The 12,468-nt window shown below is 72.4% G+C and carries 12 protein-coding genes; 8 read left to right on the top strand and 4 right to left on the bottom strand.

The window, feature by feature from the left end; translation table 11 throughout:
• Positions 1-75 precede the first annotated feature (75 nt).
• Both ACZ4UX_RS14725 and ACZ4UX_RS14720 read right to left on the bottom strand, forming a co-directional pair.
• Positions 76-465, bottom strand: coding sequence for a nuclear transport factor 2 family protein (locus ACZ4UX_RS14725; protein ID WP_465706885.1), 390 nt, complete (start codon positions 463-465; stop codon positions 76-78).
• Positions 466-564: 99 nt separating this feature from the next.
• A complete protein-coding gene (locus ACZ4UX_RS14720; protein WP_465706884.1) occupies positions 565-1,839 on the bottom strand; it encodes an MFS transporter in 1,275 nt (424 codons plus the stop codon).
• 100 nt (positions 1,840-1,939) lie between these two features.
• Here ACZ4UX_RS14720 and ACZ4UX_RS14715 point away from each other — a divergent pair, with 100 nt between their 5' ends.
• Positions 1,940-2,527, top strand: coding sequence for a TetR/AcrR family transcriptional regulator (locus tag ACZ4UX_RS14715; RefSeq protein ID WP_465706883.1), 588 nt, complete (start codon positions 1,940-1,942; stop codon positions 2,525-2,527).
• A 1,268-nt stretch (positions 2,528-3,795) separates the two neighbouring features.
• Here ACZ4UX_RS14715 and ACZ4UX_RS14710 read toward each other — a convergent pair.
• Positions 3,796-4,464 carry a GntR family transcriptional regulator gene (locus ACZ4UX_RS14710; protein WP_465706882.1) on the bottom strand — a complete coding sequence of 223 codons (669 nt, stop codon included), beginning with the start codon at positions 4,462-4,464 and terminating at the stop codon, positions 3,796-3,798.
• A 478-nt stretch (positions 4,465-4,942) separates the two neighbouring features.
• Here ACZ4UX_RS14710 and ACZ4UX_RS14705 point away from each other — a divergent pair, with 478 nt between their 5' ends.
• The 6 genes from ACZ4UX_RS14705 (at position 4,943) to ACZ4UX_RS14680 (ending at position 10,786) form a co-directional block, all read left to right on the top strand.
• On the top strand, positions 4,943-6,118 hold the full coding sequence (locus ACZ4UX_RS14705; RefSeq protein WP_465706881.1) for a mandelate racemase/muconate lactonizing enzyme family protein: 1,176 nt from the start codon (positions 4,943-4,945) through the stop codon (positions 6,116-6,118).
• 39 nt (positions 6,119-6,157) lie between these two features.
• The gene (locus ACZ4UX_RS14700; RefSeq protein ID WP_465706880.1) at positions 6,158-6,460 is read left to right on the top strand and encodes a twin-arginine translocation signal domain-containing protein; all 303 of its coding nucleotides are present in this window, start codon (positions 6,158-6,160) and stop codon (positions 6,458-6,460) included.
• A gap of 92 nt (positions 6,461-6,552) precedes the next feature.
• Entirely contained in the window at positions 6,553-7,872 is a 1,320-nt protein-coding gene (locus tag ACZ4UX_RS14695) for an ABC transporter substrate-binding protein (RefSeq protein WP_465706879.1), read from the top strand.
• Positions 7,873-7,878: 6 nt separating this feature from the next.
• Positions 7,879-8,817: a carbohydrate ABC transporter permease gene (locus ACZ4UX_RS14690; RefSeq protein ID WP_465706878.1), complete on the top strand. Its 939-nt coding sequence runs from the start codon at positions 7,879-7,881 to the stop codon at positions 8,815-8,817.
• On the top strand, positions 8,814-9,677 hold the full coding sequence (locus ACZ4UX_RS14685; protein ID WP_465706877.1) for a carbohydrate ABC transporter permease: 864 nt from the start codon (positions 8,814-8,816) through the stop codon (positions 9,675-9,677). The genes ACZ4UX_RS14690 and ACZ4UX_RS14685 overlap by 4 nt, the downstream gene beginning before the upstream one ends.
• Before the next feature lie 671 nt (positions 9,678-10,348).
• Positions 10,349-10,786 carry a GntR family transcriptional regulator gene (locus ACZ4UX_RS14680; RefSeq protein WP_465706876.1) on the top strand — a complete coding sequence of 146 codons (438 nt, stop codon included), beginning with the start codon at positions 10,349-10,351 and terminating at the stop codon, positions 10,784-10,786.
• A 92-nt stretch (positions 10,787-10,878) separates the two neighbouring features.
• On the opposite strand, the gene ACZ4UX_RS14675 is transcribed toward ACZ4UX_RS14680, so the two are convergent.
• Positions 10,879-11,655 (bottom strand): SDR family NAD(P)-dependent oxidoreductase, encoded by a 777-nt coding sequence (locus tag ACZ4UX_RS14675; RefSeq protein ID WP_465706875.1) that lies wholly within the window; start codon positions 11,653-11,655, stop codon positions 10,879-10,881.
• A 151-nt stretch (positions 11,656-11,806) separates the two neighbouring features.
• Between ACZ4UX_RS14675 and ACZ4UX_RS14670 the strand changes: the two genes are divergently transcribed.
• Positions 11,807-12,454, top strand: a complete 648-nt coding sequence (locus ACZ4UX_RS14670) for a bifunctional 4-hydroxy-2-oxoglutarate aldolase/2-dehydro-3-deoxy-phosphogluconate aldolase (RefSeq protein WP_465706874.1) — start codon at positions 11,807-11,809, stop codon at positions 12,452-12,454.
• Positions 12,455-12,468 lie beyond the last annotated feature (14 nt).

Below are 12,468 nucleotides of genomic sequence, written 5' to 3'. Positions count from 1 at the left end.
CTGGTCTCGCCGGACTTCCGGCGCGGGCGAGGGGCTATGGCCTCGTGGCCCGCGCCGGAATCGGGACGGCGGGGTTCAGTTGGCGAGTTGGGCCTGGAAGACTGCGCGGTTGAAGTAGGCCTTGGCGTCCCGGATGAGGCCGGCTTCGTCCAGTTCGAAGATGTTGATGCCGGACCAGTTGACCGGCCTGCCCTCGACGGTGACGGCGGCTCCCCGCCAGGAGACGGCGACGTGGTTGCCGAGAGTGTGGGCCTCGGTGGGGGTCAGCCCGAGGAAGGGCTGGAAGGCGGGCAGGACGGCAGCGATGCAGTCCCGGATCGCCGCGCGTCCAACGATCGGCGGGGTGCCGACGGGGTCGTGGAAGACGCCGTCCTCGGCGAACGCCTTCGCCCAGGTGTCGGCATCGCCCTCCCGGGAGGCGCTGAAGAACTGCAGGATGGCGGGTGGCATGGCCGGGAACGTCATGGTGATCCTTCACGTCGGGTGCTTGATTCGTCTGCGTCTGCGTCTGCGTGGCTGGGCACGGCAGCGGTGGTGGTGCCCGCGCCGAGTTCCGGTGGCCGTTCACCGCGGTGGTCCCGCGTGCGATGCGATCTGCTCCCCGGCGTCCGACCTCTCGGGCCGCGGACGGTGGTGGTAGCGGCGGCGGTCGGCGAGCCTGGCGGTGAGGGCGAGGGTCGCGGCGAGGGCGATGAGCGCGCACACGCCGGGCCAGTCCAGCAGGGCGAAGGCGTGGATGCCGAGCCAGGATCCGGCGGTGCCGCCGAGGAACGAACACGTCATGTAGGCGGTGTTGAGGCGACTGCGGGCCTCCGGGCGCAGCGAGAAGATGCGGGCCTGGTTGGCGATCTGGCTGGTTTGCACGGCCAGGTCGAGCAGCAGGAGTCCCAGGGCGACGGCCGCCAGCCCCGCCGCGCCGCCCGCGACGCCGGCGGTCAGCGCCGGCGCGGCGGCGAGGACGCCGCCGGTGCACCAGGTGTTCACGTGGTCCGCGCCACGCCGGTCCACCCAGCGTCCGGCGGCCGGGGCGCAGCCCATGCCGGCCGCGCCGATCAGGGCCAGAACGCCGACGGCCTGGGCGTCCATGCGGTAGTGCGGGCCGGTGAGCAGCAGGGCGAGCGCCGTCCAGGCGGCGCTGAAGGCGCCGAAGAGGGTGGACTGGTAGAGGGCGGAGCGGCGCAGGTCCGGCTCGGTGCGTAGCATCCGCACGGTGTCCGCGAGGAGTGCCGGGTACCGGTCGCGGGTGGCGGGCGCAGTGGTGGGCAGGGCCAGGCCGAGGACGAGGGCGAGCAGGCCGGTGAGTACGGCGGCGGTCAGGTACGGGGCGCGCCAGCCGAGGTGTTCTCCGATCACGCCGCCGAAGGTGCGGGCCAGCAGGATTCCGCCGATGAGGCCGCCCTGGAGGGTGCCGATCACCGAGCCGCGCCGGTCCGGGGCGACCAGGCCCGCGGCCATCGGCAGCAGGAGCTGCGGGACGACGGTGGTCAGGCCGACCGCGACGCCGGCGATCATCAGGGGTGCGGTGGCCGGGGCGAGGCCTGCGGTCAGCAGCGCGCAGGAGGTCGCCGCCAGCAGGACGGTGATCAGCGGGCGGCGCGGGAGCCGGTCACCGAGCGGGACGAGCAGGAAGATCCCGGCGGCGTAGCCGAACTGGGTGACCGTGGCGACGCTCGCCGCGGCGGACGGCGTGATGCCCAACCCACCGGCGATGAGCGGGGCGGGAGCCTGCGGGAAGTAGACGTTCGCCACGCTGACGCCGCACGCCAGCGCCATTACCAGTGGCAGGCGCCGCCCGGACCGCGCGGCGGTCGGCGGGGCGGGCGGATCGGTTCGGGACATCGCCACTCCAATCGAACGAACTAGATGGTTCGGAACCTGGAAGTGAGACTTGCAGACTGGTGCCGGATCGTCAAACGAACTGGTTCGTTACTCTCGCTCCATGGCATACGACTCCACGGCGACCAAAGAGCGCATCCTCGCGGCGGCGACCGCCGAGTTCGCCGCCCACGGCGTCGCCGGCGCCCGCGTAGACCGCATCGCTGCCCAGGCCGAGGCCAACAAGCGGGCGATCTACGACTACTTCGGCGACAAGGGCAGGCTCTTCGCCGCCGTCCTCGAACGCCTCATGGCCGACCTCGCCGAGGCCGTCCCGCCCGGAGACGAGGATCTGCCCGCCTACGCCGAACGCCTCTTCGACCACCACCGCGCCCACCCCGAGGCTCTGCGTCTGCTGATGTGGGAAGCCCTCGAACTCGGCGACCAGCCCGTTCCCGGTGAACAGACCCGCACCCAGCACTACCAGGACAAGATCAACGCGGCTCGGGCCGCAGACGGCGACGCCGACCCCCGCACTCGAGTGTTCTTCACCCTCGGCCTGGTCGGCTGGACCCTGGCCATGCCTCAGCTCCGCCGCATGATCCTCGGCGCGGACCACAGCCTCGACGATCTCCGCTCCACCATCGCCCACGCCGTCCGCGCCCTGCCGACCGAAGACGGGCAGGGCCCGGCGCACCACGACAGGGCGTAGGCCCGGGAGGCGTCCACGCCGGTCGCGGACGGCCGGAGACCCCGTCCGTCCGCGACGACGAACGAAGCCGCGAAGCAGCGGACCCCGGGCCCGGGAGGGACCAGCCCGGGCCGAAGGTGTGGACGAGGTCGTCGGCGCGGTCCGGCGTGCCGTAGCGGCGCACGGGATCCGAGGTGGCACGCAGGACCGTGTCAGGCCGCAGGTCGGTGTCGTCGGGGTGGGCGACCGTGGAGGCCGGGCGGGGCGGGGTGCGTCGGCGGTGGCCGGGGTCTCTCTCGGGGAGTTTCGGTGGCGGGTCCGGCGACGGAGTGCGGGAGACCAGCCGAAGGGCGGGGGTCGGGCACGGCACCCGCCGCTGCCCCGGCCGTGCCGGCGTCCGCTTCCGATGCGGGCCGCGTTTCGCCCCGGGGCGTTTCGAGGGCCTCCGGTGCGGGTTGTCCCGCCTCCCGGGGGTCGGTGGGGCGTGCGGCGAGCAGCCACTCGGCCAGCTCGCGGTGGCGCGCCATCACCCCGTACGCGGATGGAGGACGTCGGCCAGGGATTGGTGGGCAAGGGCCGGGTCACCCTCGCGGGCCGCCCGGTCGAGCTGCGGAGGAGCAGCCGGTCGGCGCGAGCCAGCCGCTCGCCGAGGGTGAGGAGCTCGGACGCCGCCGGGACGTCAGCCAGGCCATCGGGCAGCCCCGGTGGCGCCCGATCCCCCGGGCCAGGGATCGATACGGAGCAAGGTATGCCATATACGAACGAAGTGGGCGCCAGCGTTGTTACCGTTTCCTTTCCCCCGGCACCCGCAGCGGTGGTCACCGCCGGAACCGGGCCGGACAGGCGGGCTCGTGCCGGGTCGCCCGCACGACGGGGACGCCCGGGGCGAGGCGCTCGCCCGCCCGGGTCCAGCAGCACCCTCCCGCCGCGCGCGGCCGGGCCGGGGCCGACGGGGTCAAGGGTGCGAGTGAGGTCGCGGACAACCCGGTAGCCATCGGGTCGTCCCGGCGGTGGCCCGGGCCGGCGGATCCTCGATGGAAATCCGCCGGTTGCCGGCCCTCTCGCTTCCCCGACCGACCGGCAAGGGTCAGAAGGGCGCGCGTGCGCGGGTCGCGCAGAGATCGAAGGCGTGATCGACCATGCCGAGGGCCGCTTTCGTCGCAGCCGGGAGGCGCAGCGGGAGCGGCGGCGCCCGGCCTCTACCCGCTGGTGGTCTCGGGTCGCTCCGCGCGGGCGGAGCGGCCCTCCTGACCGCCCGGGCGTGACCGGCTGCTCGGGTCTGCCGGGTGTCAGATCTTCGTGGCCACCTCGTGGTCGGCCTGGGAGTCGATGTGGGCCCGCGCGGCCCGCTCGGCGGCCTCCGGGTCCCCGCTGCGCAGCGCGGCGATGATCGTGTCGTGCTCCTCGATGACGGCCTTCCAGTTGTGGAGGTCCATCGGGGCGGTGATCCGGTGCCGGCGGATGGTCAGCAGGAGCTGCTCGGTGAGCTCGCCGAGGACGCGGTAGCCACCGGCCCGGGCCAGTGCGCGGTGGAACTCGGAGTTGTGCTCGGGCAGCCGGTCGACCGCCCCGATGGCCAGGGCGGCGCGCATCTCGTGCTGGGCTGTATCGAGGTCGGCGAGCAGGGTGTCGGTCACCCGTTCTGCCGCGAGGCGGGCCACGAGGCCTTCGATCGCCTCGCGGGCGAGGAAGACCCCGCGCATCTCGGTCTTGTCGATCTCGGCGACGGTCACGCCGGAGTGCACGCGGGAGACGACCAGGCCGTCGGCCTCCAGGCGCTTGACGGCCTCGCGGACGGGGATCTTGCTCACGCCGAGATTGCGGGCCAGCTCGTCCATGTTGATGCGCTCGCCAGGGCGCAGGTCGCCGTCGGCGATGGCCGCGTGCAGGCTGCCGTAGACGAGGTCGGCCTTGCTCTTCGCGGGGGGTAGCGGCTCTGCCCAGTTCCTTCGACTCATTCGACTATCGTATGCGATATCTCTCCGGCGACGAACGGCCCGAAGGCAGCACTGTGTGCGGGGGGCACTCGAAGGCGCCGTGGGCCGGGTGACCACAGGACGACGGAACGGCCCAAATCGACCGGGTCGGACCGGCACGAATCCGACCGGTCCTGGATAGACTCGGCCGCCCCGGCCTTCGGGTCGGACGATGCGGGCAGCGTTCGGCGCGCCGACCCGGGGGCCGCCGTCGAGCCGGCGGTAACCGGCGCCCCCGACCCCGCCGCGTACGCCCCTCGACCGCCGCGCGCAACCTCCGGGACACGAATCGGCAACACCACTGGCGCTGATTTCGTATATCGAATACCTTCATGCCATGCCCCGCGAGACGGCACCGCCGGACCGACCACCACCGGCTCCACCCGGACGCCGCCGCAGCGGGCACTTCCACCCGGCGGAGTACCGCCCGGTGCGGCACACGAATCAGTGGAGACCCGCCATGTCCTCGGAGCCCCTGCGTATCGAAAAGGTCGAGGCGATCGCGCTGTCGGCGAGCTTCGACGACCTCTACGACTCGCCCGCGGACGTCCCGGACTGGCTGCGCTACCCCGCCTCCAGCCATCTCGTCCTGCCGCGGCGCGGCCAGTACGCCTGCCTCGTCAAGGTCACCGCCGAGGACGGCACGGTCGGCATCGGCGAGTGCTACGGCCTACCCTCGCCCCAGGTGACCGCCACCGTCGTCGCCACCGTTCTGGCGCCCCTGCTCATCGGCCAGGACGCCCTGGCCACCACCGCGGTCTGGGAGCGCCTCTACCAGGGCCAGGCCGCCGGCGGCCACAACCGCGGCTTCTACCTCGAAGCACTCGCCGGCATCGACCTCGCCCTGTGGGACCTGCGCGGCAAGGTCGCCGACACCCCCGTCCACCGCCTCCTCGGCGGCCCCGTCCGCGAACGCGTCGACTGCTACGCCAGCCCCGTCGCCCTGCACGCCGACCCCGAGGACTCCGCCCGCCAGGCCCTCGGCTTCGTCGCCGACGGCTTCAAGGCCCTCAAGGTCAAGATCGGCCGCGGCGAGCGCACCGACCGCGCCCACCTCACCGCCGTCCGCGTCGCCGTCGGCCCCGACACCGAGATCCTCACCGACGTCAACTGCGCCTACGACCTCGACGAAGCCACCCGCGTCGGCGCCGTCCTCGCCGACCTCGGCATCCACTGGTACGAGGAACCCCTCCAGGTCGACGACCTCGCCAACCTCGCCGAACTGCGCCGCCGCACCGGCCTGACCGTCGTCAACGGCGAAACCCACTTCACCCGCTTCGACCTGCGCGACTCACTCCTGCTGGGCGCAATCGACGTCTTCATGCCCAACGTCGCCCGCAGCGGCGGCATCACCGAAGCCATGCGCCTGGCCGCCCTCGCCTCCGCCTTCCACGTCGACATCGCCCCCCACGGCGTCGGCTCCGGCGTCAGCCTCTGCGCCGCCCTCCAGCTCTGCGCCGCCGTCCCCAACCTGCGCACCTACGAGTACAACCGGCTGCCCAACCCGATCCGCGAGCGGATCCTCACCAACCCGCCGGAGTTCAAGGACGGCGCCCTCACCGTCCCCCGAGGCCCCGGACTCGGCTTCGAACTCGACGAGGACATCGTCGAGGGCTACGTCGTCGCCCGACTCTGAACCACCCCACCCCTCCGCCCCACCCACGGAGACAGTCCCATGTGCCAGCCCGAACCCCGCCCCCTCAGCCGCCGATCGCCGCTGCGCGGCGCCGCCGTCATCGGCGCCGCCATGGCGGTCGGCCCCCTCGTCCGTCCGCCCGGGGCGTCCCGTTTCGCGATCACCAGCCGCGACCCCACCACGCCCTCCACTTCCACGATCGCCATGCCGACCACGGCGAGCTTCCAGGGCAACCGCTTCGGACCGACCGTCAACGGCCTGAGCGTCGCCGCCAAGGCCGGCCCGCCCCTCACCATCACCGCGCCGCCCCGCTCCATCGAGTTCTGGGTCCGCACCCCCTGACGCCGTGACCCCGAGGGCGGCGACGCCACCCGGCCCGCCGCCCTCCCCACCCCGTTTCCTCCTCACCGTTCCGCCCGCAAGGAGACCGCACCATGGCAACCCTTCGTCGCAGATTCGCCGCCACCATCGCCCTGGCCTCGGCCTGCGCACTCACCGCCTCGGCCTGTTCCGCCGGGTCCGGCTCCTCGGAGGACTCCTCGGGCCGCGCCGTCATCAAGTTCTGGTCGATGCCGTACTGGATCGGCCAGGACGACAAGGTGAAGCAGCTCGTCGACGAGTACAACGCCTCGCAGACCAAGGTGACCGTCGAGCTGACCAAGCTGGAGTGGAAGGACGGCCGCGACAAGATCAAGCAGGCCGTGGCCGCCGGTACCGGCCCCGACGTGTGGCTGATGAACAACGGCCTCGAACTCGACTACCTCAAGTCCGGCTCCCTCGCCCCGCTCGACGCCCTCGGCTACACCCCCGCCGACACCGACACGTTCCTGCCCCTCGCCAAGGTCGACGAGTACAACGGCAAGATGTACGGCGTCCCCCTCTACTTCGACGTCGACGTCATGCTCTACCGCACCGACATCCTCCAGGAGTACGGCATCCCCGGCCCGCCCAAGACCTGGGACGAGCTGAAGTCCACCGCCGCCACCATCACCACCAAGGCCGCCGCCGCCGGCAAGAAGGTCAGCGGCTGGCAGTTCAAGGGCATGGATGACCACCTCAACGCCGTCAACTCCACCTGGGAGAGCTTCCTCTGCCAGGCCGGCGGCACCCTCACCTCACCCGACTTCGCCGGCTCCACCCAGAACACCGACGCCGGGCGCACCGCCATGAACTACATGAAGTCCTTCTACACCGACAAGGTCTCCCCGGTCGGGACCAGCGCGCTGAACGGCTTCATCAGCGGCGAGGTCGCGATGTTCCCGTTCTTCCAGTCCGTCATCGCCAACGTCCAGGCGGGCAACGAGCAGACGCTGGGCAAGTGGGCCGTCGCCCCGATGCCCGCCGGCCCCAAGAGCGGCTGCTCGATGGTCGGCGGCCACAGCCTGGTCGCCAAGGCCGGCGGCAAGAACCTCTCCGCCGCCGGTGACTTCATGCGCTGGCTGGCCTCCCCGCAGCGCAGCGCCCAGTACATGGACTTCCACGCGATCTTCCCCTACCAGCTGGACAAGGTCGACCCGGCGGTGAAGTCCGCGGTCGACGCCCAGGTCGCCGCGGACCCGAACTGGAAGGCCATCTTCGAGCAGCTCGGCCGAAACACCCCCGACCTGCTCCTGCAGGACCGGCACGCCTTCCAGACCCGCTGGGACGCCCAGAAGGCCGCGATCGTCGCCGGTGTCAACGGCCAGCAGCCGGTGGACAAGGCGCTCCAGTCCATCGACGACCAGGTCGGCAAGGCCCTGAGCAGCGAGAAGTAGAGCCCGATGACGATGACGATCACCGACACCGGGCGCCCGCCCCAGGCCACACCCCCGGTCGGCGCCCCGCGTTCGCGGCGCCGGCGCCGGCGGCCGACCGGGGCCCTGGCGGGCTGGCTCTGCGTGGCCCCGGCGCTGCTGCTGATCCTCGGCTTCACCTTCTACCCGATGGTGCAGTCGATGCTCCTGAGCACCGACCACTGGAACCTGCTCGGCCCCAAGACCTACGTCGGCGCCGACAACTACGCCACCATCCTCGCCCCCGGAACCTTCCGCACCAGCCTCGTCAACACCCTGGTGTTCACCGCGATCACCCTGGTCGGCACCTACCTGCTGGCCCTGGCGACCGCGCTCGCCGCCAACCGCGAACTCGCCTCCGCCCGCTTCGTCCGCACCGTCACCGTGCTGCCCGCCGTCATCCCCATGGTCGTCGCCGGCCTGATCTGGAAATGGCTCTACGAACCCGACCACGGCCTGATCAACACCCTCGCCGCCCTGGTCGGCTCCGACGGCGCCCGCTGGCTCTTCGACAACGACCTCGCCCTGCCCGCCGTCGCCGTCGTCAGCATCTGGAAGGAGTTCGGCATCTACGCCCTGATCCTCCTCGGCGGCCTCCAGCGCATCCCCGGCGAACTCTACGAAGCCGCCACCATCGACCGCGCCGGCCCCTGGCGACAGTTCCGCTCCATCACCCTGCCCCTGCTGCGGCCCGCCACCGCCGCCGTCTTCCTCCTCCTGCTCTTCAACTCCTTCAAGGTCTTCGACCAGGTCTGGGTGATGACCGAGGGCGGCCCCGGCAACGCCACCCTCACCGTCGTCACCTTCATCTACACCCACCTGCTCACCGACGTCGGCGTCGCAGCCGCCGCCTCCGTCGTCCTCTTCCTGATCCTCCTGGGCATCACCCTCGTCCGGCTCCGACTGACCTCCCGGGAGGAGTCATGACCCACCCCCACGCCCAGCGCCCTGCCCCGGCCCGCACCAGGAGCCGCGCCCCGAGGCGCACCTTCCCCGCGCTGTGGCTCAGCGTGGCGACCCTCTTCGCCGGCGTCCCCGTGCTGTGGATGGTCCTCACCTCGTTCCAGCCGATGGCCGACCTCATCGGCACCGGCCACCACCTGCTCCCCGACCACCTCACCACCAACGCCTACCACGAGGTCGTCAGCCGCTACCCCTACGGCCAGTGGTTCCTCAACTCACTGATCGTCTCCGGCGCCGTCGTCGCCGGGAACCTCGTCTTCGACACCCTCGCCGCCTACGGCCTGAGCCGCATCCGCTTCCGCGGCCGCCAGGCCGTCCTCACCCTCATTCTCGCCACCCTGATGATCCCCACCCAGGTCATCCTCGTCCCGCTCTACCTCGTCATGCGCGACCTCGGCTGGATCGACACCTACTGGGCGCTGATCATCCCCTTCCTCGCCAGCCCCACCGGCATCTTCCTGCTCCGCCAGCACTTCGTCACCCTCCCCGTCCAACTCGACGAAGCCGCCGCCATCGACGGCGCCGGCCGCCTGCGCACCCTCACCAGCATCCTCATCCCCAACTCCTGGGCCGCCCTCGGCACCGTCGCCGCCCTCAAGTTCATGTGGACCTGGGGCGAGTTCGCCTGGCCCTCCCTCGTCACCAACGACGAACTGCTCCGCACCCTGCCCGTCGGACTCGCCCGCTTCCAGAACCAGTTCGACCCGCGCTGGGACCTCCTGATGGCCGGCTCCGTCCTCGCCGCTATCCCCGTCGTCATCGGCTTCGTCCTCCTCCAGCGCCTCTTCGTCCGCGGCCTCACCGGAGGAGCCGTCAAGGAGTAGCGCGACGGGCGTGTACACCGCTCCAGATCGGCCCACGACAGCACCCCGTGGGACGCCCCCTGCCCTCGCGCACCGGGAAGTGACCACTATGACCGGACCCTGCACACCCCGGGGCCGAGCTCTCCGCACGGCGCTCTACCTCAGGGCGTACCCGGCCGACGGACTCGGCCTGGAACACCAACGCCGCACCCTCCAGGCTCTCGCCCACCGGCTCGGCCTGCCGGACCCCGTCGGCTACGTAGACGACGGCTACCGCTCGGTGGACACCCTCCCGGGCCGGGAGCGTCTGCTCCGGCACGCCGAACGGGGCTGGATCGACCTGGTACTCGTCCCCGGCCCGTTCGTGTTCTCACTGGACGACCTCGCCGCCGCGGCCGTCGTCCGCCGGCTCCGCCAGTTCGGCTGCCGCGTACTCGAACTCCCGGGCCCCTGGCCCACCGGCCACGGATCGCCGCCGCCGGGCGCGCCCGCCCCCGCCCCGCTCGACGCGCACCGGCGCTACGCGCCTACCGCAGGCTCAGTACCTGCCCCGGCGCCGTCCCTCTGATCCGGCAGGACCCTACGACGGTGCGGGCCCAGGATGGCCCGCACCGTCGTAGGGTCCTGCCCGTCCCGAGTACGTACGCGGCCGCCCGGCCCTCCTGGTCGCGCGCGTCCACGCGGGCGTCACCGTGGCCTCCGTCGACGTCGTCGAGATGCGCGGCGTCTTCCTCGCCCGCGAGGAGATCGAGGCGCTCGTCGCGGGACTCGCGGCCGAGCGGATCGACGACGCCCGCCTCGGCGAACTGGAGGGGATCCAGAAGGCGATGCACGACGCCCTGGACGCCGGCGCGCTCGGACCCATGGCAGAGCTGAACTCCCGCTTCCACCGGGCCCTGGCCGAGACGGCCGGGTACCGCATCCTGGTCGAACTCACCGAGCAACTGCTGCTCACCATCCGCCGCTATCGCATCATCGCCCCCGTGCTCGACCAGGACTGGCGGTCCGTGGTCACCGAGCACGACGTGATCGTGGACGCCCTGCGCCGACGCGACCCGGAGGCGGCCGCGGCGGCGGCACGGGCGCACATCAGCTCACAGGCCGCGTACGAGAGCCAGAAGGACTCGTGACACTCCCCTGACCCGGCGAGCACGGCCGCCCGGCACCCCGAACGGATCCGGCCGTGTCGTCCGCGCGCCACCGCCTCCACGGGCGAGCCGCGTCAGCGAGTCGTCAGCGGCGGGAGCCCCATGCGTTCGCGGTGGGGGTCGCGGAGGAGGCTGGCGGGGCTGGTGACGGAGGCGCCGGCGTCGAGGACGAGTTCGGTGCCGGTGAGCATGGTGGCGGCGGGCGAGGCGGCGAAGGCGACGGCGTCGGCGATCTCGGTGGCGTCGGTGACGGTTCGCATGGGGTTGCTCTCGCGCAGGCGTGCGAGGTCCTCCTCGCCGGGGGCGAGTCTGGCTTCGGTGGCGGGGGTGCGGACCCAGCCGGGGGCGAGGGTGACGAAGGTGATGCCGTGGTGTCCGTAGTCGACGGCGAGTTGGCGGTTGAGTGCGGCGATGGCGCCCTTGGCGGCCGCGTAGGCGGGCAGGGCGGGTGCGGCGGTGCGGTGCAGGATGGATCCGACGGTGACGACGGCGCCGGAGCCGGCGGCCATCATGGCGGGCAGGACCTCGCGGACGCAGTGGAAGACCGAGTCGAGGTTGGTCGACAGGACGCGTCGCCACTGTTCGTCGGTGGTGAGGTGGAGCGGGGCGCCTTCGGTGATTCCGGCGCAGGTGACCAGGACGTCGATCCGGCCGAGGTCTGCGAGGGCAGCCCGGACAGCGTCGCGGACCTGGTGGGGGTCGGTCACGTCGGCGTGGTGGTGGGTGAGGCCGGGCAGCTGGGGGTCGGTGAGGTCGAGGCCGGCCACGCGCAGGCCGTCGGCCAGCAGGCGGGTGGCGACGGCGCGGCCGATGCCGCCGGCCGCGCCGGTGATCAGGGCGGTTCGGGTCATCGTGGGAGACCTTTCGTCGGGCGCTGCGGGGGCGGAGGCGGGGTGGGGCGGGTGAGCGGTGCGGGCCTGGACCACACAAGGAGACAAAGGTATACGATATCTTAAGTGCTCTGTCGTGAGCCCTCGCCGCGCGTGTCTCCTGGAGGAATTCGTGCAAGCAGCCGACCTGATCGAAGCCCTGCGCAGCCGTAGGATCCTGGCCGTCGTGCGGGGTGATGACTCCGATGCGGCCCTGGACGCGGTGCTCACCCTGTTCGCCCTGGGCATCGATGTGGTGGAGGTGTCGCTGACCACGCCGGGCGCGTTGACGGTGCTGGAGCGGGCCCGGGCCGCGCTCGGTCCGGACGCGGTGCTCGGCGCCGGGACCCTGCTCACTTCGGCGGACGCGCGGGCCGCTGCCCGGGCGGGGGCGACGTTCGCGGTGACCCCGGGGGTGACCGACGCCGTCGCGGAGGCCCGCTCGCTGGGCCTGCCGGTGCTGGCCGGCGCCGTGACGCCGACCGAGGTGGCGTACGCGCTCACCGAGGGCGCCACCGCCGTCAAGCTCTTCCCCGCCGGCCTCGGCGGCTCCGCCTACCTGCGGGCACTGCGCGACCCCTTCCCGACGGTGCCGTTCGTCCCCGTCGGCGGGGTGGACGCCGACGGGGCGCGGGCGTTCCTGGCCGCCGGAGCCCTCGCGGTCGGCGTCGGCGGCCCCCTGGTCGGCGCCGCCGCCACCACCGCCGGGGACCCTCTGCTGCCCGCGCGGATCGCCGCGTTCCGCGCCCTCGCCGAGGAGTCGCCGTGCCCGACGTCCTGACCTTCGGGGAGGCG

It is taken from the genome of Kitasatospora sp. NPDC028961 (assembly GCF_055564815.1).
This window is presented reverse-complemented; position numbering and strand designations above follow the sequence as displayed.